Origin of the sequence: Neptunitalea chrysea (assembly GCF_027924145.1) — a bacterium.
Classification (GTDB): domain Bacteria; phylum Bacteroidota; class Bacteroidia; order Flavobacteriales; family Flavobacteriaceae; genus Neptunitalea; species Neptunitalea chrysea.
This window is the reverse complement of sequence record NZ_BRVP01000006.1, coordinates 92,929-116,163: the sequence shown is the minus strand read 5'-3', so window position 1 is coordinate 116,163 and position 23,235 is coordinate 92,929. Positions and strand designations below refer to the sequence as shown.

The window sequence follows — 23,235 nt, the reverse complement described above, 5'->3', positions numbered from 1 at the left end:
ATATAATTTGCAAAAGTAGCTATATCTATATGATTTTAAAAGCAATTAATATATTTTGATGGTATTAAGAAACTAGCTACATTTACAACATAAACACTTACTTAATGAAAAGATTTCACATTTTATTATTACTATGCACTTTATCTGCAGTGACTTACGCTCAGAAAAAATTAGCAAACATTGAGTTTAAGACAACAGAAATTGATTACGGCTCTATTGCTAAAGGTAGCAACGGAATTAGAACTTTTGAATTTACAAATACTGGGGATGCCCCATTGGTCATCACTAAAGTATACTCAAGTTGTGGATGCACCATCCCTAAAAAACCAGAAAAACCAATAGCTCCCGGTAAAACAGGTATCATAGAAGTTAAATACAATACTAACCGAGTAGGACCTATAAAGAAAACAATTACGGTTTATTCTAACGCCCATAACAAACCAACTGCTGCATTACGCATCTCAGGTACGGTAGAAAATCATGAAGAGCAAAGCGTTCTTATGAAAAAGACATCTGTAATGGACAGAAAAAATTAAAAAGGCTTTTGAATTAAAAAAGCCTTTTTAATTCAAAGCTAAACTTTAAGACATCTCCATTCCTATCTACAACAATTTTTATTGTCTTACCATCTTTACGATTTAACATATCTCGAACTTCATTAATACTCTGTTTTAATACAGTTCTTTTGTTAATAGATAAAATAACATCTCCTTTTTGTACCCCTACCAATGCAGCAGGAGAGCCTGTTCGTATTTCAGCTATCTCTATTTTAGGCGTTAAATAATACTGTGTCTGTTGTTTAAAATATGATGTATAAGAAGCTCCACTATTACTTATATCACTACTTGCCGGATCTATTTTATTTCGTATTCGTTCCTGAACAATCCGCATCCCATTGTGCTGAATTGTAATACCACTCATATTATAGTAAAACTCCTTTTTATAATTTTTATTCTTTTTCAATCTAAGCCATTTATCTCTATAATTAATAGTAACTAAAAACCGACTTAAAGCTTCACCTCCAAGACTTCCATTTCTACCAAAATTATCATCCGATAAATGCACTAAATACTCAGGCTCAGGAAATGCACACTTAACATCATTCAATAATAAATCCTCACTAATTTTCAAGCTATTTATTTTTGTCCGCTGTCCTATAATATCTCCAGAAAGCCCAATTCCTAAATGATCCATAAAATAATTATCGGGTACCTTTATAGTATCATTGGCAAACAACCACAAGGCATCGCCACTCCCTGTATCCAATAGCAATTTAACCACCTCATCAACACCTGTATCCAAACTTACTGTTGTTCTTATATATGGTTTCCTTTTATAAAACGCTAAGGGCAACTCCGCCTCTTTATTCTTCTTCCTTCTTTTATATTTTTCATGAGGATAAAACCGAATAATATGTCGGGCATAATCAACTTCTACCACAAAATCCTTGAGTATATCATACCCCATAATCCCATGAACTTCCACCCCTAAAAGCTTACTAAATGTGGCTGTATCCTCTAATATAATATACAATTCATGATGCACATCAAACAAGTTTCCTACACTTAACGTATTGTTTTCTGAATAAATAACTTTAAAAGGCTCCTTACTGCCTATCCCTGTTAAATAGATTTCTTGTAAATCATTCAGAAGCAAAGAATCAGTACTGGTTAAATTTAATATAACTGTCTTATTTACACCTGAGTCTAAGACAAAATTCATTGGAACGCCATTTAGCTCCACCGGAAGTAAAATAAGATTTCCTGAAGTATTAAAAGTAAATTCTTCATATGACCGAGTACTCTGATATTCAAAAGGTTGACCTACAACAATACACCCCATGAACCATATACTAAAAAGCGTACAGCGAAGCAAAAACATAACATTCCCCCTTTTTTCTAATAATTTACGAAAAAAAAATCGATTTAAGCTTCCCCATTACTTCTTAAAAAATAAATTTGCACTTTAGACTTTAAAAATTAAAAACTGATGCCAGGTATATCTATCAAGGGTATTCATATGCCCGAATCTCCAATTAGAAAATTGGTACCATATGCAGAAACAGCTAAGAAAAGAGGTACTAAAGTATATCATTTAAACATAGGTCAGCCCGACATTAAAACTCCTGAAATTGCATTAGAGGCTGTAAAGAATAGCGCTATCGAGGTATTGGAGTACAGCAGAAGCGAAGGCTCTGAAATCTATCGTGAAAAAATTGCAGCGTATTATAAAAAATGTGACATCAACGTTACCGCAGAAGAAATTATAGTAACCACAGGTGGTTCTGAAGCATTACTATTTGCTTTAGGTACCATTGCAGATCCGGGAGATGAAATTATAATCCCTGAACCTTTTTACGCTAACTATAACGGTTTTGCTACTTCTGCAAATATTAAAGTGGTTCCTGTTTTTTCTAAATTCGAAGACAACTTTGCTTTACCTCCTGTTGAGGAATTTGAAAAATTAATTACCCCAAAAACAAAAGCGATACTTATTTGTAATCCGGGTAACCCTACAGGGTATTTATATTCTAAAGAAGAAATACAAAAATTAGCAGCTTTAGTTAAAAAACATGATTTGTTTTTAATTGCTGATGAAGTATACAGAGAATTCACCTATGATGGTGTACAACATTACTCTATTTTACAAGAAGAAGGTATAGATGAGTATGCTATAGTTATTGACTCTGTCTCTAAACGTTACAGTATGTGTGGTGCTCGTATAGGGTGCCTTGTTTCTAAAAATAAAGCGGTAATTACTACAGCCTTAAAATTTGCACAAGCACGTTTATCTCCCCCTACATTAGCACAAATTGCCTGTGAAGCAGCACTTGAAACACCACAAAGTTATTTTGAGGATGTGATTACAGAATATGTAGAACGCAGAAACACGTTAGTTGCTGCATTAGAAAAAATAGAAGGTGTACAAGTTGCCAAACCAAAAGGAGCTTTCTATTGTATTGTAAAATTACCAATAAAAAATGCAGATAATTTTGCACAATGGTTACTAGAAAGCTTTAACTATAAAGGTGAAACTATTATGGTGGCTCCTGCTGCAGGCTTCTATTCTTCTCCAAATATTGGTTTAGATGAAGTTAGAATTGCATACGTTTTAAAGAAAGAAGACCTTTTGAATGCTGCCACTATTTTAGAGCAAGCCTTAAAAGCATACCCAAACGAATGAATATTTTAGAGAACATATCTTTAAAACCTTATAACACTTTCGGTATTGATGTAAAAGCAAAGCTTTTTGCCAGCGTCAATACCGAAAATGAACTATTAGAAGTATTAAATAAATACGAAGATACCCCTAAATTTATTTTAGGTGGTGGTAGTAACATGTTACTAGTCAACAATGTTGAGCAATTAGTAATTCATCTTAATACTAAAGGTATCTCCATTAGTAAAGAAACTAATGATTCTGTACTGGTACAAGCAAATGCTGGAGAAACCTGGCACGAATTTGTACTATGGTGTATTGAACATAATTTTGGAGGGGTTGAAAATTTATCATTAATCCCAGGAAATGTTGGCACCTCACCCATTCAGAATATTGGAGCTTATGGCGTAGAGTTAAAAGATATTTTCTATTCGTGTGAAGCTATTACCATAGCTACAGGTAAAAAGAAGATATTCACAAAAGAAGAGTGCCATTTTGGGTACCGTGAATCTATTTTTAAAACCTCTAAAAAAGGCAAATACATTATTACCAAGGTTACTTTTAAACTAACCACCAAACAACATACATTACATACCGAATACGGAGCTATACAACAACAACTGGAAAGTAACAGAATTACCTCTCCTACAATAAAAGATGTATCGGAAGCAGTAATTGCTATCAGAAGAAGCAAATTACCCGATCCTGATGAGATTGGTAACAGTGGTAGTTTTTTCAAAAATCCGGTAGTTGACAAAACAACTTTTGATATTTTTAGAAAGGAACATCCAGAAGCACCTTTTTATAAAGTATCTGATACTGAATTTAAAATTCCTGCCGGTTGGCTTATAGAGCAAAGCGGATTTAAAGGAAAACGATTTGGAGATGCAGGTGTACACAAAAACCAAGCATTAGTATTGGTTAATTATGGTAATGCCACTGGAAATGAAATTTGGGAACTAGCGTTAAATATAAAAGACACCGTATTTAAAAACTTCAAAATCAATATAGAACCCGAAGTTAACATAGTTTAAGGGCATTTACTTTACATTATTCTCTTAAATAGTTATCTTTGCAACTTACTAATTAAGACATTTTATATTATGCGCGTTTTCATTATTTCTGCAATATTACTAGGCCTTGGTTTTGCTGGTATCGCTATTAAGATATGGGCAAAAAAAGATGGTAAATTTGCTGGAACTTGTGCTAGTCAGAGTCCATTTCTTAATAAAGATGGAGAGGCATGTAGTTTTTGCGGAAAAATGCCGGAAGAGCAAGAATGCAGAAATCAGGAAAAATTCCAAAACTAACTGTATAGCCGAAAATGGTTACAGTGCTTTTATATACCCTTATTGCTGTTGTTAGTGTTCAATGCATCTATTATTTAGGTGTTTTTAGTAACTTTGCTTTTGCTAAAAAAAAGAAAGACCATAACACACAGCAATTACCACCTGTTTCGTTGGTTATATGTGCCAAGAATGAAGCAGAAAATCTTAAAAGAAATCTACCTTCTTTTTGCAATCAAAAATATTCTGCATTTGAAATTGTTTTGATTAATGATTCTTCTAGTGATGACACCTTAGAGGTGATGGAAGGTTTTGCCGAAAAATATAACAATATAAAAATTGTAAATGTTGCCCACAACGAGACTTTTTGGGGTAAAAAAAAATATGCTCTTACATTAGGTATTAAAGTTACCTCTCACAACTATCTTATATTTAGTGACGCCGATTGTTGTCCGGCTTCAGAAAACTGGTTGACAGAAATGGCAGGGTGTTTTACAAACGAAAAAACCATTGTATTAGGATACGGTCAATACAAGAAAGTAAAAAAATCATTCTTGAATGCTCTTATAAGGTTTGAAACACTTATCACAGCCATGCAATATTTTGGAATGGCTAAAATTGGAAGTGCCTATATGGGAGTTGGAAGAAACCTAGCTTATCATAAAGAAGAATTTTTAAAACACAATGGGTTTGTTAATCATATGCATATAAAAAGCGGTGACGATGATTTATTTGTAAATGAAGCAGCTACTTCTAAAAATGTAACAATAAGCTACACTCCTGATTCTTTTACCATATCTGAACCTAAAACCTCTTTTAAGAATTGGATAGCCCAAAAAAGAAGACATGTTTCTACGGCAAAACATTATAAATTTGGACATCAACTTACGTTAGGGCTTTTTTATATTTCACAAATATTATTCTGGATACTTACAATTACACTTTTAAGCCTACAAACACAATTACTTCTTTTGGGGTGTGTTATTGGTTTCAGATTTTTAATTCAGTATCTTGTCGTAGGATTTTCAGCTAAAAAATTACAAGAAACTAGCCTAATTTGGCTACTACCTCTGTATGAATGTATTTTAATTTGCTTTCAGCTGTTTATCTTTATAGCTAACACTATTTCAAAACCTGTAGATTGGAAATAAAATCAGAACGTATACAACAAAGCATTCAACTTGCTAAAAAAGGAGATCAGAATGCTTTTAGGTTTCTTTTAGACACCTATTGGAATGATGTATATGGTTTTCAGTTAATACGTACTAAAAATGAGAATGATGCTGAAGACATTACGATTCAGACCTTCTCTAAAGCGTTTGATAAAATTGAGCGTTTTGATGAGCAGTATGAGTTTAAAACTTGGCTCATGACTATTTCTAAAAATCTGCATATTGACTTGGTTAGAAAACGTAAAAGCAGTATTTCTCATAAAGCCATACAAGATACAGACGACGCTATTTTTAATGTTCCTGATGATGCCCCTAGTGCCGAAGATATTTTAATTCAAGAACAAAACTTAGCGAAGCTTTTAAAGTATATAAAAAAATTAAAACCACATTATCAAGAGGTTATTCAATTGAGGTACTTTCAGGAAATGACTTACGAAGAAATTTCGGGAACCATTGAAGAACCTATTAACAATGTAAAGGTTAAGTTACTTAGAGCAAAAAAATTATTAGCCGAAATCATTAAGAAAAAGTAACCCATGGGGATTCTTAAAAAATTAGGACCCGGAATCCTTTTTGCCGGAGCAGCCATTGGTGTATCGCATTTAGTACAATCTACTAGAGCAGGTGCCGATTATGGTTTTGGTCTTGTTTGGGCTTTATTACTAGTAAACTTATTTAAATATCCTTTTTTCAGATTTGCACCACAATACTCATTAGCTACAGGAGAAAGTGTTTTAAAAGGGTATTATAGATTGGGACCATGGGTATTATTGGTATATTTTATTTTAAACATAGCTACCATGTTTACCATACAAACTGCCGTTACCATAGTAACCGCAGGTTTGGCTGCTAACCTTTTTAACTTCCCCATAGATGTGGTTACCTGGAGTTTTATTATTACGCTAGTGTGCATTGTTATATTACTCATAGGTAAATACAAACTACTCGATACATTAATGAAAATTATTGTAACCACACTTACCATATCTACCGCTATTGCGCTGGCTATTGCATTTTTTAAAACCGATACTCCATCTTCATTTTCTCAAATAATTCCTTTAGACACCGCTGGACTCACTTTTCTGATTGCTTTTATGGGATGGATGCCCGCTCCTATAGATGTTTCTATATGGCAATCTTTATGGACGTTAGAGAAGCAAAAAAGTACTGCCGAATATAAATCAAAATCAGTATTAGCCGATTTTAATATTGGCTATGTAGCTGCAACCCTAATTGGACTTTTATTTATAGGCTTAGGTTCACTTATTATGCACAACTCACAGCAAACCTTTAGCGCAAAAGCGACTGAGTTTGCAGCACAATTAATAAACATGTACACCACCCATTTAGGAAGCAGTACATATTATTTAATTGCTATTGCTGCCTTTACTACTATGTTTAGTACCACCCTAACTACTACAGATGCTTCTCCAAGAGTTATGTCAAATTCTTTTGAATTGCTTACCGATAAAAAAATAAAACATTCATATCTTATATGGATTGTGATTTTAACATTAGGCACTATGGCTATTTTTATTTTTTTCTTGTCTGAAATGAAAGTATTAGTACAAATAGCAACTATCTTATCATTTATAACTGCTCCTTTTTACGCCATCGCTAATTTTAAACTTATAACCTCTAAGCATACGCCTACCAAATGGCAACCAGGAAAGACACTTAGGATACTTAGCTACGCTGGAATTTTATTTCTTATAGCCTTTGGTATTTGGTATATAATTCAATTCTTTTAATAATATATTAGTTTGTATCTTTGCTAAACTAAAGTTGAGTGTATGAGTACAGAGACAATTAGCAGTTCTACTTCTGCCGTTAAAAACAAACCGAAGTGGTTGCGCGTAAAATTACCTACAGGTAAAAAATATACTGAATTAAGAGGACTCGTAAATAAATACGACTTACATACTATTTGTACATCTGGTAGTTGCCCCAACATGGGTGAATGCTGGGCAGAAGGTACCGCTACCTTTATGATATTAGGTAACACCTGTACCCGTAGTTGCGGTTTCTGTGGTGTTAAAACTGGTAGACCTGAAAGTATTGATTGGGAAGAACCTGAAAAAGTAGCTCGCTCTATAAAATTAATGAAAATTAAACATGCCGTTATTACATCTGTAGACCGTGACGATCTTAAAGACATGGGATCTATCATTTGGGCAGAAACAGTTAAAGCGGTTAGGAGAATGAGCCCAGGCACTACCATGGAAACTTTAATACCCGATTTTCAAGGAGTTGAAAGAAATATAGACCGTATTATTGAAGTAGCTCCCGAGGTTGTTTCTCACAATATGGAAACCGTTAGAAGACTCACTAGAGAGGTTAGAATTCAGGCTAAATATGATAGAAGCCTAGGTGTGCTTAAATATCTTAAAGACCAAGGCATTAACAGAACTAAGTCAGGTATTATGCTGGGACTTGGCGAACAAGAAGAAGAAGTAATTGAAACACTCCATGATCTTAGAGCTAACAATGTTGATATTGTTACTATAGGTCAATACCTTCAACCTTCTAAAAAACACCTTCCGGTAAAACAATTCATTACTCCTGATCAGTTTAAGAAATACGAAGAAATCGGAAAAGAATTAGGTTTCAGACATGTAGAAAGTGGAGCACTAGTAAGGTCTTCTTACAAGGCACATAAACACATTGAATAACATACATTTACATTAATTTCCTGCACAACGCAGGAAATTTTGTCTTTATACGTAATGAAAACAACAAGAATAGCCATTAATGGCTTTGGAAGAATAGGACGTACCGTATGCAGATTGATTCAAAACAACCCTACTATTGAAGTGGTTGCCATAAATGATTTAGCCGATGCACGTACCTTAAGTCATTTATTTAAATACGATAGTATACACGGTGTATTACCACATGAGGTAGGTTATGATAGTAATCATATTATAAATAATGGCACCAAAATTCCGCTTCTTAATGAACGTGCCATTGACAATATTGACTGGACTCCTTATAATATTGATATTGTTATAGAAGCTACCGGAAAACACAAAACCCGACCTTTATTAGAGAATCATTTAAAGAACGGAGCCAAAAAGGTAATTTTATCAGTACCCCCAGAAGATGACAGTATTAAAATGGTTGTACTAGGTGTAAATCATGATATTTTAGACGGCTCAGAAGATATTATTTCAAATGCGAGTTGTACGACCAATAATGCAGCTCCGATGATTAAAGTTATAAAAGACTTATGTGGTATTGAACAAGCCTATATTACAACTATTCACTCATATACCACAGATCAAAGTTTACACGATCAACCTCATAAAGATTTAAGAAGAGCACGCGCTGCCGGGCAATCAATTGTGCCTACCACTACCGGAGCCGCTAAAGCATTAACTAAAATTTTCCCAGAGCTACACAATGTAATGGGAGGATGCGGTATTAGAGTACCTGTACCCGATGGCTCTATGACAGACATTACTTTTAACGTTAAAAAAGAAATTTCCATTGAGGAGATTAATCAAGCTTTTAAATCGGCTTCTGAAACCTACCTTAAAGGATATCTACAATATACAGAAGATCCTATAGTTTCAATAGATGTGTTAAACAACTCACATTCTTGTTTATTTGATGCTGAAATGACATCTGTAATAGATAAAATGGTAAAAATTATTGGTTGGTACGATAATGAAGTAGGATATTCAAATAGAATTATCAACTTAATCACTTATATCTCATAATATTATTATATTTGGAATCCTTTTAATTATAATATGAGGATTATCCGATTAAGAAATACTGTTTTTATATTCTTATTTTTTACAATTATGCGAAGTTTTGGCTACCAAAGCTCGCATGACAGCATTCCTCTATTAATCTCAGATATATTTCTTTACAAGAATCAAGGCAACTATGGGTTAGCTATAGAAAAAGCTAATTTTCTTTTAGAGTTATCAGATGAAAAGCAAGGTGAATTTTACGCAGGTCTAGGGCATTTATCGCTAGCCAAAATACACAACAACCTTGAAAGACATAAGCAAGCATTAGAATTTATTACTCTTGCTGAAGAAGAATTTCTTAACAGTAACACACCTTATGAACTTATATTAGCTAAGCTTTGTAAAACACAAATCTTAATTTCTATTGGAACTCCATCTGTTCGTAATAAAATAGTCTCCTCTTTAAATGAGTGTAAAAAACTTATTCAACAATATAAATTAAAGGATTTAGAGTCTAATTTATATTACACAAAAGGGCTTTGGAATAAACTTAACAACAGGAGCAAAAAAGCTATTAGAAATTTTGAAAAGGCCCTACCGCTTAATAATAAATACGAGCAAGATTATATATCTAGCAAAATTTACTTAGAACTAGCAATTGCATATTTAGACCTTCATCAAATTATAAAAGCAAAAGAGAATGCTGAAAAGGCGCAGGAATATGCAGAAATTTTCAATTTCAAAGAAATATTACTAAACACGTTAAAACTAGAAAGTTCTATTGCTGAAGAAAACGGCAACTTTAAATCAGCTTTAGATTTTTCTAAAAAATACCAGAACAAGCTTTCTGAAAATTATGATTCCAATCAATTAATTAAAAATGAATCTATTGTAGATCAATCTGAAATAGATTATAAAAATAAATTAATAGCCTCGTATAATGAGCAAAACAGAGAAAATAACGAAAAGCTTAGCAAGTCTAACCTAACCTCTATTTTCACTTCAGCCTTACTAATTATTATTTCGTTACTTACAGTTTCTTTATACAGAAATAACAAGATAAAGTTAAAAACGAATGAGTTATTGGTTAAAAAAAATAACGAGTTATTAAGAGCGAAAGAAAAGGCTGAAAAAGCGATGAAAGCTAAAACTCAGTTTTTATCAACAGTAAGTCACGAATTAAGAACACCATTGTATGCAGTTACCGGATTAACACATTTGTTACTGCAAGAAAACCCAACTGAAAATCAGAAAGAGCATTTAAAATCATTAAAGTTTTCAGGAGAATATTTGCTTACTTTTATAAATGATATTCTTCAAATAAATAAAATAGAGGCAAAAAAGCTTACTATACAAAATGTACCGTTTTATCTTGAAGAAATAATGTCAGATGTTATTAATTCTTTAAATCAAACTTCTAAAGAAAGTAACAACACTATAGAACTTAAAATAGACAATACCATTCCGGCTCAGCTAATTGGGGATCCTTTAAAATTATCTCAAATTTTTATAAACCTTCTAGGAAACGCGCTTAAATTTACAGAGAATGGTAAAATTATCTTATTAGCGGAAACGATTAAAGAAACCGATACACACTCTACTATTCATTTCGAGGTAGTGGATAATGGTATAGGTATTTCTGAGGAGGTACAAAAAAACATCTTTGAAAGCTTTTCTCAAGGATCTATTCAAATTAACCGTAAATATGGTGGTACCGGTTTAGGGCTTAATATTGTAAAGAGTTTGTTAGAATTATTAAAAAGCGAAATTAATCTTAGTAGTAAGATAGGCGAAGGAAGTAACTTCTATTTTGATATTGAGTTTGAAAAAGCAAAAGATATTGAAATTAGACGTGAACACATTGGAGATGAAATTAATACCGATGAAATAATTAACAACCTTCACTTATTATTAGTTGAAGATAATAAGATTAACCAAGTAATTACAAAGAAAATGTTACTTCAGAAAAACATTTCTTGCGATATTGCGGATGATGGATACATTGCTATAGAAAAGGCTAAAAATAACAACTACGATGCCATACTAATGGATATTCATATGCCAGGTATTAGTGGTTTAAAAGCCACCAAAGAGATTCGAAAATTCAATGATGAAGTACCTATTATTGCCTTAACCGCTATCTCTTTAGATGAAAACACAGACGATTTCTATGAAGCAGGCTGTAATGACATTGTAACTAAGCCATTTAAGCCCGATGAATTCTACAGAAAAATAGCTGAAAATATTCTTAAAAATCTTAGATTAAATTAATTATCCCATTTTGATACAAAATCGTGTAATTGAAATACAAACGCTTGTTCTCCATCAATAAATAAAGTTTCTATAGGTAAATAAAATATATTATCAAGTTTATCCTGCAACCTTACATAATCTTTTTGTGTTGTAATAATAAGTTCCTTGCTTCTTAAGGTTTGCACCTCCTGATCTGTAAAATTATGATGATCTGAATAGGATAAATGTTCAAAATGAAGTCCAGCATTTTTTAAATAAGCCACCAAATACGCTGGCTTTGCTATTCCAGTAACCAACGTAAAGCTCCTTTCTTTTAAGTCTTCTAATTCAAGCTGTTCTTTAACCTTATAAACAGTATTACTATAACCTATTTTTGAAAAATAAACGGGCTTAACAGTAGCAAGCTTTTTTAGCACCTGTTGTTTTTTTTCCTCAGAAAAATCATCAGGACACTTTGTTACCACTATACAATCTGCTCTTTTTACCTGATTTTTTGTATCTCTTAAGTTTCCTGTTGGCAACATAAAATCATCTACATACAATTGATTATAAGTGGTAAGCAACATATAAAAACCCGCCTTTACTTTTCGATGCTGAAAAGCATCGTCTAACAACAAAACTTCTGGTAACACACCTAACTTCTCTAAAGTAGCAATTCCGTTTTGTCTATTCGCATCAACAGCAACGGTAGCTTCAGGAAAATCGCTATACAACTGAAATGGTTCATCTCCAATAATTGCAGCAGTTGTATGTTCATCGGCCAGAACAAAACCTTCAGACTGCCTTTTATAACCTCTACTTAATACTCCAACGGTGCGTTCTTTTATAAATTGCTTTATAACATAAGCTGTCATAGGTGTTTTACCCGTACCCCCAACACTTATATTACCAATAGCTATAATTGGAAAATTATAAGATTTACTTTGGAACACACCTTTATCATAAAACAAATTCCTTGTCCATACGATATATCCGTAAATTACCGAAACAGGAAAAAGTAACCATCTGAGTATTTTCATAATTCTTAATAATAAACGAAAGTAGCTTATTTTAAGCGTTCATAAAAAAAATTATTTTTGTACCTTAAGATTCTCAAAAATGACTGTACAAAATATTATTGACCATATTGAAACATTGGCTCCCTTAAGCTACGCTGAAGGCTTTGATAACGTAGGCTTATTAGTTGGTAACCGTAGCACCAAAGTAACTGGAGTATTAGTAACCTTAGACACTCTTGAAGCAGTTGTTGATGAGGCTATTGAAAAAAAATGCAACCTTATTGTTAGTTTCCACCCAATTATTTTCTCAGGGCTAAAAAAAATTACTGGTAAAAATTACGTAGAGCGAGTGATTATTAAAGCCATACAAAACAATATTGCCATTTACGCAATGCACACAGCATTGGATAATATGTTTGACGGTGTAAACGGAACTATATGTAATGTACTTGGACTTGAAAACAGATCGGTTTTAATACCTCAAAAAAGCACTATTAAAAAACTTACCACCTTTGTTCCTATAGCTAATGCAGAATTGGTAAGGCAAGCTCTTTTTAATGCAGGTGGTGGTAGTATAGGAAATTATAACAACTGTAGCTTTAATGTAGATGGAACAGGAAGCTTTAAAGGTAACGAATCTTCTAATCCTCAAACAGGTACAAAAGGAGTACTTCATTTTGAAAAAGAAACCCAAATAGGTATTACCTACCCAAAACATGTAGAAAAAGGCATCTTACAGGCTTTATTCGCTTCTCACCCATACGAAGAGGTTGCTTACGAGATAACAACTCTTGAAAACATGAATCAACATATTGGAATGGGAATGGTTGGTGAATTACCAGAAGCTATGGAAGAAATAAAATTTATGCTTTTTTTAAAAGAAAAGATGAACGTTTCCTGTATTAGACATTCTGCGTTATTGAACAAACCAATTAAGAAAGTGGCTGTGCTTGGTGGTAGTGGAGCTTTTGCTATTGATAACGCAATTGGAGTAGAAGCCGATGTTTATATAACCGCAGACGTTAAATATCACGAATTTTATAAAGCTGAAAATAAGATAGTTATTGCAGATATTGGGCATTATGAAAGCGAGCAGTTTACAAAAAATCTGTTAGTTGAGCAACTTAAGAAAAAATTTCATAATTTTGCAATCATTTTATCAACAACAAATACGAATCCCATCAAGTATTTATAAGACATGACAAAAAAAACAGAAGTTACCGTAGAAGAGAAGCTGAGAGCACTTTATGATTTACAATTAATAGACTCCAGAATTGATGAGATACGAAATGTACGTGGGGAACTGCCTTTAGAGGTTGAAGATCTTGAAGACGAAGTTGAAGGTTTAAAAACACGTATGCAAAAGCTTAACGGCGAATTAGAAACTCTTAGCGACGAGATAACAAATAGAAAAAATTTAATTGAGGAAGCTAAAGTTTTAATTAAAAAATACAACGAGCAACAAAAAAATGTTAGAAATAACAGAGAATACAACTCTATCACTAAAGAAATTGAATATCAAGAATTAGAAATTCAATTGGCCGAAAAGCACATTAGAGAATTTAAAGCTCAAGTAGAACAGAAAAAAGAGGTAATTTCTAAAACTAAAGAGCATCTATCTGATAAAGAAACTCACTTACAACATAAGAAAGATGAGTTAGATGCTATTTTAGCTGAAACTGAAAAAGAAGAGCAATCGTTAATTGACAAGTCTAATGAATATCAAGAATTAATTGAAGGTAGACTTGTTACTGCTTACAAAAGAATTAGAGGTAGTGTTAAAAATGGTTTAGCTGTAGTATCTATTGAAAGAGGGGCTTCAGGAGGATCATTCTTTACTATTCCACCACAAATTCAGATGGAAATTTCTGCTCGTAAAAAAATCATTACTGATGAGCACAGTGGAAGAATTTTAGTTGACCCAGCATTAGCCGATGAAGAAAGAGAAAAAATGGAACAATTATTTGCTACGTTATAAGCATTTTAATTTTTCACGATATAAAAAAACCTCGCAATTGCGAGGTTTTTTAGTTATATAAATCATTCAACTAGTTAGCTACTTCACTTATAAACTTAATTCGGTATAAACGAATTTCTTCATCTTCATAATCTCCGTCAAATTCATCCATTGCCACAGCTATTTTATCAGTATCGGCTTCCAAAAAGTAATCGTGTAATTCTTCTTGTTGGTCTTCATCTAATATGTCATCTATCCAATAATCTATATTAAGCTTAGTACCGCTATAAACAATCTGTTCCATCTCCTTAATAAAATTATTCATTTCAAGACCTTTGGCAGAAGCAATATCTTCTAAAGATAATTTTCTATCTACACTCTGAATAATAAATAATTTTAAAGATGAGTTTGCCCCGGTACTTTTTACAACTAAATCATCTGGTCTTACAATATCATTATCATCAACATACTGAGCTATAAATTTCACAAAATCTTTACCATACTTTTTAGCTTTTCCTTCTCCTACACCATGAACAGCGTTTAGCTCTTCAACCGTCATAGGATATTTTAAAGCCATGTCCTCTAAAGACGGATCCTGAAAAACCACAAATGGTGGAACACCTAATTTCTTAGCTACCTTTTTTCGAAGATCTTTAAGCATGGTAAGTAATTGTTCATCAGCACCCGCGCCAGAACCCTTGCCAGCTGTAACAATAGAATCATCTATCTCTTCGCTATAGGTATGATCCTCTGTCATCATAAACGAGATAGGATTTTCTAAATAGCCTTCCCCTTTTTTGGTTAAGAACAATACTCCATAAGTTTCTATATCCTTTCTCAAATATCCCGCAACTAATACTTGTCTTATTAAAGCCATCCAATACTTAGAATCTTGATGCTTGCCAACTCCAAAGAATGGTTGATCATCTGTTCTATGCGACTTTATTAAGGCATTTACCTTACCTACTAAGGTATTTACAATTTCTCTTGGCTTATATTTTTGCTTTGTCTTTTTAACAATATCTATTAAGATAACCACATCATCTTTAGCCTCATTCTTTTTCTTAGGGTTTCTTACATTATCATCCATGTCTGCCCCTTCTCCATTCACATGATCAAATTCTTCCCCAAAGTAATGAAGAATGAATTTTCTTCTAGACATAGAGGTTTCGGCATAGGCAACCATTTCCTGTAATAAAGCATGACCAATTTCTTGCTCTGCTACTGGTTTGCCCGACATAAATTTCTCTAATTTCTCTATGTCTTTATAGGCATAAAATGCCAAACAATGCCCTTCTCCTCCATCACGTCCTGCACGTCCGGTTTCCTGATAATAACTTTCTATACTTTTAGGAATATCATGGTGAATTACAAAACGAACATCTGGCTTGTCAATACCCATACCAAAAGCAATGGTAGCAACAACTACGTCTACCTCCTCCATCAAAAACATATCCTGATGTCTAGCTCTTGTTTTGGCATCTAAACCTGCATGATACGGAACTGCCGAAACACCATTTACTTGCAATACCTGTGAAAGTTCTTCTACCCGTTTTCTGCTTAAACAGTAAATTACACCCGATTTACCTGCATTCTGCTTTACAAAACGAATAATATCTGCATCTACATTCTTGGTTTTAGGACGTACTTCATAATATAAATTAGGTCTATTAAATGATGCCTTAAAAGTATTTGCATCACTCATTCCTAAGTTCTTAAGAATATCTTCCTGAACTTTTGGTGTAGCCGTAGCAGTTAAACCAATAATCGGAATATCTTCTCCTAAACGTTTAATTATATTTCTAAGGTTTCTGTATTCAGGTCTAAAATCATGTCCCCATTCCGAAATACAGTGGGCTTCATCAATAGCCACAAACGAAATTTTAACAGATCGTAAAAACTCAATATTCTCATCTTTAGTCAATGATTCTGGTGCTACATACAATAATTTGGTGACACCATCGACAATATCGCTCTTTACCTTTTTAATTTCTGTTTTGTTCAGAGAAGAATTTAGCACATGGGCTATACCTTCTTCCGAAGAAATACCTCGTAAGGCATCCACCTGATTCTTCATTAGAGCAATTAACGGAGAAACTACAATGGCCGTTCCTTCTTGTACAAGCGCAGGTAGCTGATAACATAACGATTTACCACCTCCTGTAGGCATTATAACAAACGTATTATTTTTATACACAATACTGTTTATAACCTCTTCTTGTAGTCCTTTGAACTTACTAAATCCGAAATAATGTTTAAGCGCCTTATGCAAGTCAATTTCAACTAAACTCATGCTATCTTTTTACTATTTTACATACATTTGCACTAATAAAGATAACACATTATTCAGTTTATACAAATAGAAAAAACCGATTAATTTTGAACGATATAGAATCCATTATTGCAACTGCTAAAAAAACAATTGAAAATGAATACAAAGCAGTTCAAAATTTAATGTCACTGGTAGATAAAAAATTTGCTGAAGTGGTAAAACTCATCTATGCATCGAAGGGTCGTGTGGTAGTTACCGGAGTAGGTAAAAGTGCTATTATTGCCAATAAAATTGTGGCTACACTAAACTCTACTGGTACCCCTTCAATCTTTATGCATGCCGCAGACGCCATTCATGGTGACCTTGGAATTATTCAAAAAGACGATGTGGTTATCTGCCTTTCTAAAAGTGGTAATACACCAGAAATTAAGGTTTTAGTTCCGCTATTAAAAAATGGCTCCAATACATTGGTTGCCATTACCGCTAATAAAAGTTCGTTCTTAGGTACTCAATCCGACTATGTATTACATGCTCATGTAGAGAAAGAAGCATGCCCTAATAACCTTGCTCCTACTACCAGTACTACTACGCAATTGGTGATGGGAGATGCGCTGGCAGTTTGTTTACTAGAAATGAGAGGTTTTAGTAGTAATGATTTTGCCAAATATCATCCTGGAGGAGCCTTAGGTAAAAAATTATACTTGCGAGTTAGAGACATTGCAGCCGGAAATTTAATTCCTCAAGTTAATCCAGAAACCAGTATTAAAGATGCCATCGTAGAGATATCGGAAAAACTTTTAGGAATAACAGCCGTTATAGAAGAAAATCGTATTATTGGTGTAATTACCGATGGGGATATCCGACGAATGTTGAGCAAGCATGATAATATTGGCTCGTTAAAAGCAAAAGATATAATGTCTGCCAACCCTAAAAGAATTCAAGCCGGAGAACTTGCGGTAGATGCATTAGAACTCATGGAAAAAAACGACATAACACAACTTTTAGTAGAAGAAAACAACCAATACATTGGTGTTATTCATCTTCACGATCTTATTAAAGAAGGAATTTTATAATGGCAAGACAACCCAAAAAACCCGCAGATGAAATGTCGTTTTTAGACCATCTAGAAGAACTTAGATGGCACATTATCAGATCTATAATTGCTGTATTAATTATTGCAGTTATAGCCTTTATAATGAAAGACTTCATCTTTGGAATCATTATTTTAGGTCCAAAAGACCCTGATTTTGTTACCTATAAATTCTTTTGTTATATATCTAAATTTTTAGGATTTGACGATACTTTCTGTACAAACAAACTAGATTTTAAATTACAAAACACCGATATGGCCGGACAGTTTGCAGCCCATATGTGGACTTCTATCTGGACAGGTGTTGTAATTGGCTTTCCTTTTCTTGTTTATGAATTATGGAAATTTATTAGCCCTGGATTATATGAAAAAGAACGTAAAAATGCGAGAGGATTTATTTTTGTTACTTCCCTTCTATTTTTTACCGGAGCTGCCTTTGGCTATTTTTTAATTTCTCCGCTATCTATCAACTTTTTTGGCTCCTATCATGTAAATAACCAAGTACAGAACATTATTAAATTAGACTCTTATGTTGCCCTTGTAAGATCGTCTGTATTAGCATCAGGAGTTATTTTTGAGTTACCTATTATTATCTATTTCTTTACCAAAATAGGATTGGTAACCCCTGAGTTTTTAAAAACCTACAGAAAGCATGCTATTGTAGTGGTTTTATTGGTTTCAGCTATTATAACACCACCCGATGTTGCTAGTCAAATTATAGTATCTATACCTATTCTTATACTTTATGAGGTAAGTATATTTATTTCGGCATACGTTTTGAAGAGAGATAAAAAGAAAATGAAAAATAAATAATGAGCGATTTAGTTGAAGAATTTGATGCATACAGGTCTAAAATGAACGACCGTATTCTAAATGACAATAACAAAATTATTAAAAGAATCTTTAATCTGGATACCAACGCCTTTGCAGCAGGTGCTTTAGATGTAAAAACCAAAGAGTTATTAGGTTTGGTAGCTTCTACAGTATTGCGCTGTGATGACTGTGTGAAGTATCATTTAAAATCGTGTAAAGAATCCGGACTTACTTCTGAGGAAGTAATAGAAGCCTTAAGCATAGCTACACTAGTAGGAGGTACAATTGTAATACCTCACCTAAGAAGAGCTTACGAATTTTGGGATGCCCTACAGGAAAAAACAGAATAAAAAGTTACTTTTACAACACTTTTATTAAAAGCATGAAGTTACGAGCAGATAATATAATGAAAGCCTATAAAGGGCGAAAAGTAGTTAAAGGAATTTCTTTAGAAGTTAACAAAGGAGAAATTGTTGGTTTATTAGGCCCAAACGGTGCCGGAAAAACTACCTCTTTCTATATGATTGTTGGACTTATTAAACCCAACGGAGGAAAAATTTACCTAGACGATAAAGAAATAACCAACTACCCAATGTACAAACGTGCTCAAAACGGAATTGGTTATTTGGCGCAGGAAGCATCTGTTTTTAGAAAAATGAGTATTGAAGATAACATTATGAGCGTGCTTCAGTTAACCAAACTTTCTAAAGCGGAACAGATTAAAAAAATGGACGCGCTAATTGACGAGTTTAGCTTAAACCATATTAGAAAAAACAGAGGTGATTTGTTATCGGGTGGGGAACGACGTAGAACTGAGATTGCCCGTGCCTTGGCCACCGACCCAAGTTTTATTTTACTTGATGAACCTTTTGCAGGGGTTGACCCAGTTGCTGTAGAAGATATTCAGCGTATTGTTGCACAGCTTAAAAATAAAAATATTGGTATTTTAATTACCGACCATAACGTACAGGAAACTTTAGCTATTACAGAGCGCTCCTATCTGATGTTTGAAGGTAGTATTTTAAAAGCCGGTATACCAGAAGATCTTGCTGCAGATGAAATGGTTCGTAAAGTATACCTTGGCCAAAACTTTGAATTACGTAAAAAGAAATTAGAGTTTTAATTTCTTTTTTAAGTACAATACAGATAATAAGGGATCATGACTTCAATAATTCATGATCCCTTATTTATTTTTAAAAAGATCTTATTTAAGTATTAGCTTTTTAAGCTTTAAAGAATCTCCATTAAAAACGTTTACATCTACCGGCTCTCTGCATCCTGGTACGGTGGCTTTATCTGTAAACTGCCAAAAGTGCCAGTCGGGTTCTATACGCTCCACAAAAAAATTATAATTCGCTATCCAGATGGTGTACTCTTCAAAGTCTTCATACAAAAACCGGTTGTAGAAATCTTCCCCACTATAAATAATAGGTTTCACTTTGTAATGATTTTCAACACGATTTAGCCAACGTCTAAGTCCTAATTTAAGGCTATCTATAGACTGTGTAGAAGGAACATTCTCTATATCTAAAACGGGAGGTAAATCTCCTTTTTTTAAACTTACTGTATTTATAAAATTTATAGCTTGTTGTATCGAGTTTTCATTGGGTCGATAATAATGATAAGCTCCTTTCATAATACCATGCTCTTTTAAAGCCTTCCAATTCTCTTTAAACTTTCTGTCTTCTAAATCCTTTCCCGCTGTAGCTCTAACAAACACAAAAGAAACCGGAAAACTATCCTGAATTTTTAACGATTCAGACCAGTCAATGCTCCCCTGATAATGCGAAATATCTAAACCGTACAAATGGTTATTGTGTCGATTCAATACATCATAAATACGCATCTCATCTGTTAAGGAAATTTCATAACGCTTTTCAACTTTCTTCTCTATAAAGTAATAAAGTGCATATCGATAATGCCATAATCCATATAAAAAAGCGATCAGAAAAATTGGAAAAATAATGTGTTTTCCAAATGAAAAACGTCTTTCCGTTTTCTTCTTCTTAGTCGTATTTCTTTTTTGTGGAGTTCTTTTTTTTACTGCATTCTTTGCTGCTGTATTTGTTTTAGTTTCACGCTTTGCAATATCCTTTTTAGGAGTTACCCCTAAAGGTTTTAACGGATGCTCTTTATCCTTTCCTTTACCTCCAGCCATATATTACCATTTTATCAATTTAACAATTATTGATAAAGCAACATATAAAATAATAATAAACGGAATTGCCAAATACTGCATCGTTGCAATCATACAAACCGATAAAAACAAGAAAATATAGCGCACTGCATTAGTTCTAAAACCCCAAGTCTTAAACTTAAGAGCAAATAACGGAATCTTTGCATTAAGCATATAAGATGACACCAACGTTAATATGATTAAAAACCACTTGTTTAAAACAAACTCATGTAACCCTTCCCCGTTTTCAAATTGCAATATTAACGGAAAGGATAATATGAGCAATGTATTTGCAGGAGTAGGTAATCCTATAAATGAATTGGTCTGATTTGTATCAATATTAAAGTTAGCCAATCGATACGCAGAAGCCAGCGTTATAAGCAAACCAAATAACGGTAAAAAATTAAATTCCTTCCATGCCATGGTCTCCGTCATAGTAGTTGGCACCACATCTCCGGTACTCCATTGCAGCATTTGATACATGGCAATACCCGGCACTACCCCCGAAGTAACCATATCTGCCAACGAGTCAAGCTGTAAACCAAGCTCTGATTGCACTTTTAAGGCACGCGCCGCAAAACCATCAAAAAAGTCAAAAAAGATACCTAAAAACACAAAATATGCCGCATACTCCAAATCATCGTTTACAGCGAAAATTACAGCTATACATCCGCTAAATAAATTTAAAAGTGTAATAAGGTTAGGAATATGTTTTCTCATTGTAAACAACTAATTAAAATATAACTACAAACTTAGGTATTTCTTCTTCTAACAAAAGCTGATAAGAAGATAACAACACTAAAAAATACGGCTATACGTGCAATATAATCACCATATTTCACATAAAATGTTAGTTGCTTATTAAGATTAACACTACCTTTTATTGCCCCTTGCGCTAAATAAGGCAATGTTTTTTCTATTTCACCCGTTTGATTTATAATTGCCGAAATACCTGTATTAGCACTTCTTATAACACTTCTTCTAGTCTCTATAGCTCGTAAGCATGCATATGCTAAATGTTGCTTATGTCCCTGAGTATCACTCCACCAAGCATCATTCGTTATAATAGCCAAAAACTCAGCTCCATTATATACATATTTAGACACAAACTCACCATATACCGATTCGTAACATATTACAGGGGCAACACTATAGGTATCTGTTGTAAAAGGAGTTCTATCTTCTTGTGTGGTCTTCATAGCCACGGTTCCTCCTAAATCTAACATCATATCACCAAAAATGGGCTCAAACAACCATTTATAAGGAAAGTTTTCTACTCCTACTACTAACTTAGATTTATGATACAAAGGTATGCTATCGGTATCAGTACCAAGCAAAAAGGCAGAGTTAAAATCGTTATACCAAACACCGTCCTTTAGTTTGTTTGACTGATACGTAATTTTACTTTCATCTTTGACGATTTCATAAAGTGAAATACCTCCTAAAAAATGAGCCTTAGGATAGGCTCTTAAAAATTTTCGAAACTGATAAAATGCCATTATCCTTTCATATCTTTTAAGGGGCGTATTTTCGGCAAAAACCGTTTCAGGAGCAATAATTATATCAGTAGTACTATCTACATTTTTAGCGGCTAATTTTATAAGTAATCTGCTAATATCAGTATTGGTCATATCATACTTCTCTGCGTATGGATCTATATTTGGTTGGAGTATAACAGCAGATAACGGATCGTTTTTTTCTTCGTAATTTAATTTTATAGCAAGAGAAATAATCACTGGAACTGCTATAAATAAAAGTCCTTTAATCAATGGTTTTTGAATAGCTTTAAGCGCTCTTTTATCAAGGTACAGTAAAAGTCCTTTAAAAAATATAATATTCACTACCCAAACCCATAGAGAGCCACCAAAACTTCCGGTATATTCATACCATTGAATTAGGTTGGTTGACGTAGCAAAAACATTTCCTAGATTTAACCATGGCCATGAAAAATCCCAGTTCAGATGAAATTTCTCAAAAGCTATCCAAATGGCCGGAAGAAAAATATAGTATATTTTGCTAGAAACTCTAGCAGCAACAACATGATATAACAAAAATATCAACGCCATTAAAAGTGAATTAACTACCACAGCAAACACCATACCTATTGCGGTTGAATAATAGATCCACCAAGTAGTGCAAATATTCCAAACAAAAAAAGTAACGTAAGCATTTGCTAATACCTTTCTCTTTTTCCTTTTAACATTAGAAGTTCTAATGGAATTTTCTACTAACAATAAAGGTACAAAAGCAATAAAAATAAAAAGGGATACGCCATATGTCGGCCATGACATAGCTAACAAAACACCTGATAACAGTGCTAGTACATAAGAGTTTTTCATTGGGTATAGTACTTCTATA

General features: G+C 33.3%; 22 protein-coding genes. 16 read left to right on the top strand and 6 right to left on the bottom strand.

The window, feature by feature from the left end:
* The first annotated feature begins 104 nt into the window (after positions 1 to 104).
* The gene (locus tag NBRC110019_RS05680) at positions 105 to 536 is read left to right on the top strand and encodes a DUF1573 domain-containing protein (RefSeq protein ID WP_281753151.1); all 432 of its coding nucleotides are present in this window, start codon (positions 105 to 107) and stop codon (positions 534 to 536) included.
* A 13-nt stretch (positions 537 to 549) separates the two neighbouring features.
* Here the strand turns inward: NBRC110019_RS05680 and NBRC110019_RS05675 are convergent, their stop codons facing one another.
* Positions 550 to 1,842, bottom strand: coding sequence for a PDZ domain-containing protein (locus tag NBRC110019_RS05675; RefSeq protein ID WP_281753149.1), 1,293 nt, complete (start codon positions 1,840 to 1,842; stop codon positions 550 to 552).
* 147 nt (positions 1,843 to 1,989) lie between these two features.
* Here NBRC110019_RS05675 and NBRC110019_RS05670 point away from each other — a divergent pair, with 147 nt between their 5' ends.
* The 9 genes from NBRC110019_RS05670 (at position 1,990) to NBRC110019_RS05630 (ending at position 11,589) form a co-directional block, all read left to right on the top strand.
* Positions 1,990 to 3,183 carry a pyridoxal phosphate-dependent aminotransferase gene (locus tag NBRC110019_RS05670; protein ID WP_281753147.1) on the top strand — a complete coding sequence of 398 codons (1,194 nt, stop codon included), beginning with the start codon at positions 1,990 to 1,992 and terminating at the stop codon, positions 3,181 to 3,183.
* Positions 3,180 to 4,193 carry a UDP-N-acetylmuramate dehydrogenase gene (gene murB, locus NBRC110019_RS05665; RefSeq protein ID WP_281753144.1) on the top strand — a complete coding sequence of 338 codons (1,014 nt, stop codon included), beginning with the start codon at positions 3,180 to 3,182 and terminating at the stop codon, positions 4,191 to 4,193. The genes NBRC110019_RS05670 and murB overlap by 4 nt, the downstream gene beginning before the upstream one ends.
* 69 nt (positions 4,194 to 4,262) lie before the next feature.
* Entirely contained in the window at positions 4,263 to 4,469 is a 207-nt protein-coding gene (locus tag NBRC110019_RS05660) for a membrane or secreted protein (RefSeq protein ID WP_281753142.1), read from the top strand.
* 14 nt (positions 4,470 to 4,483) lie between these two features.
* The gene (locus tag NBRC110019_RS05655) at positions 4,484 to 5,596 is read left to right on the top strand and encodes a glycosyltransferase (protein WP_281753140.1); all 1,113 of its coding nucleotides are present in this window, start codon (positions 4,484 to 4,486) and stop codon (positions 5,594 to 5,596) included.
* On the top strand, positions 5,587 to 6,150 hold the full coding sequence (locus NBRC110019_RS05650; RefSeq protein WP_281753138.1) for an RNA polymerase sigma factor: 564 nt from the start codon (positions 5,587 to 5,589) through the stop codon (positions 6,148 to 6,150). The genes NBRC110019_RS05655 and NBRC110019_RS05650 overlap by 10 nt, the downstream gene beginning before the upstream one ends.
* A 3-nt stretch (positions 6,151 to 6,153) precedes the next feature.
* Entirely contained in the window at positions 6,154 to 7,368 is a 1,215-nt protein-coding gene (locus tag NBRC110019_RS05645; RefSeq protein WP_281753136.1) for an Nramp family divalent metal transporter, read from the top strand.
* 42 nt (positions 7,369 to 7,410) lie between these two features.
* On the top strand, positions 7,411 to 8,289 hold the full coding sequence (gene lipA, locus NBRC110019_RS05640; RefSeq protein ID WP_281753134.1) for a lipoyl synthase: 879 nt from the start codon (positions 7,411 to 7,413) through the stop codon (positions 8,287 to 8,289).
* A gap of 54 nt (positions 8,290 to 8,343) precedes the next feature.
* Positions 8,344 to 9,339 carry a type I glyceraldehyde-3-phosphate dehydrogenase gene (gene gap, locus NBRC110019_RS05635; protein WP_281753132.1) on the top strand — a complete coding sequence of 332 codons (996 nt, stop codon included), beginning with the start codon at positions 8,344 to 8,346 and terminating at the stop codon, positions 9,337 to 9,339.
* A gap of 87 nt (positions 9,340 to 9,426) precedes the next feature.
* Positions 9,427 to 11,589 (top strand): response regulator, encoded by a 2,163-nt coding sequence (locus NBRC110019_RS05630; protein ID WP_281753130.1) that lies wholly within the window; start codon positions 9,427 to 9,429, stop codon positions 11,587 to 11,589.
* Here NBRC110019_RS05630 and lpxK read toward each other — a convergent pair.
* Positions 11,586 to 12,590 (bottom strand): tetraacyldisaccharide 4'-kinase, encoded by a 1,005-nt coding sequence (gene lpxK, locus NBRC110019_RS05625; protein ID WP_281753128.1) that lies wholly within the window; start codon positions 12,588 to 12,590, stop codon positions 11,586 to 11,588. The genes NBRC110019_RS05630 and lpxK overlap by 4 nt on opposite strands.
* Positions 12,591 to 12,669: 79 nt before the next feature.
* Here lpxK and NBRC110019_RS05620 point away from each other — a divergent pair, with 79 nt between their 5' ends.
* Positions 12,670 to 13,764 (top strand): Nif3-like dinuclear metal center hexameric protein, encoded by a 1,095-nt coding sequence (locus NBRC110019_RS05620; RefSeq protein WP_281753127.1) that lies wholly within the window; start codon positions 12,670 to 12,672, stop codon positions 13,762 to 13,764.
* A gap of 3 nt (positions 13,765 to 13,767) precedes the next feature.
* A complete protein-coding gene (locus tag NBRC110019_RS05615) occupies positions 13,768 to 14,547 on the top strand; it encodes a zinc ribbon domain-containing protein (protein WP_281753125.1) in 780 nt (259 codons plus the stop codon).
* 70 nt (positions 14,548 to 14,617) lie between these two features.
* Here the strand turns inward: NBRC110019_RS05615 and recQ are convergent, their stop codons facing one another.
* Positions 14,618 to 16,819 (bottom strand): DNA helicase RecQ, encoded by a 2,202-nt coding sequence (gene recQ / locus NBRC110019_RS05610; RefSeq protein WP_281753124.1) that lies wholly within the window; start codon positions 16,817 to 16,819, stop codon positions 14,618 to 14,620.
* An 86-nt stretch (positions 16,820 to 16,905) separates the two neighbouring features.
* Between recQ and NBRC110019_RS05605 the strand changes: the two genes are divergently transcribed.
* Genes NBRC110019_RS05605 through lptB form a run of 4 tightly spaced genes read left to right on the top strand, consistent with a single transcriptional unit; the run spans position 16,906 to position 19,824 of the window.
* On the top strand, positions 16,906 to 17,871 hold the full coding sequence (locus NBRC110019_RS05605) for a KpsF/GutQ family sugar-phosphate isomerase (RefSeq protein WP_281753123.1): 966 nt from the start codon (positions 16,906 to 16,908) through the stop codon (positions 17,869 to 17,871).
* Complete coding sequence (tatC, locus tag NBRC110019_RS05600; RefSeq protein WP_281753122.1) at positions 17,871 to 18,701, top strand: twin-arginine translocase subunit TatC; 831 nt, start codon at positions 17,871 to 17,873, stop codon at positions 18,699 to 18,701. The genes NBRC110019_RS05605 and tatC overlap by 1 nt, the downstream gene beginning before the upstream one ends.
* Positions 18,701 to 19,051, top strand: a complete 351-nt coding sequence (locus NBRC110019_RS05595) for a carboxymuconolactone decarboxylase family protein (protein WP_281753121.1) — start codon at positions 18,701 to 18,703, stop codon at positions 19,049 to 19,051. The genes tatC and NBRC110019_RS05595 overlap by 1 nt, the downstream gene beginning before the upstream one ends.
* A 32-nt stretch (positions 19,052 to 19,083) precedes the next feature.
* The gene (gene lptB / locus NBRC110019_RS05590; protein WP_281753120.1) at positions 19,084 to 19,824 is read left to right on the top strand and encodes an LPS export ABC transporter ATP-binding protein; all 741 of its coding nucleotides are present in this window, start codon (positions 19,084 to 19,086) and stop codon (positions 19,822 to 19,824) included.
* An 81-nt stretch (positions 19,825 to 19,905) separates the two neighbouring features.
* Here the strand turns inward: lptB and NBRC110019_RS05585 are convergent, their stop codons facing one another.
* From NBRC110019_RS05585 to lnt, 3 genes are read right to left on the bottom strand one after another with little or no spacing between them, the layout of a single operon-like run.
* The gene (locus tag NBRC110019_RS05585; RefSeq protein ID WP_281753119.1) at positions 19,906 to 20,859 is read right to left on the bottom strand and encodes a glycoside hydrolase family 25 protein; all 954 of its coding nucleotides are present in this window, start codon (positions 20,857 to 20,859) and stop codon (positions 19,906 to 19,908) included.
* Between the two features lie 3 nt (positions 20,860 to 20,862).
* A complete protein-coding gene (locus NBRC110019_RS05580) occupies positions 20,863 to 21,597 on the bottom strand; it encodes a CDP-alcohol phosphatidyltransferase family protein (RefSeq protein ID WP_281753118.1) in 735 nt (244 codons plus the stop codon).
* 32 nt (positions 21,598 to 21,629) lie between these two features.
* Positions 21,630 to 23,216, bottom strand: coding sequence for an apolipoprotein N-acyltransferase (lnt, locus tag NBRC110019_RS05575; RefSeq protein WP_281753117.1), 1,587 nt, complete (start codon positions 23,214 to 23,216; stop codon positions 21,630 to 21,632).
* Between the last annotated feature and the right edge of the window lie 19 nt (positions 23,217 to 23,235).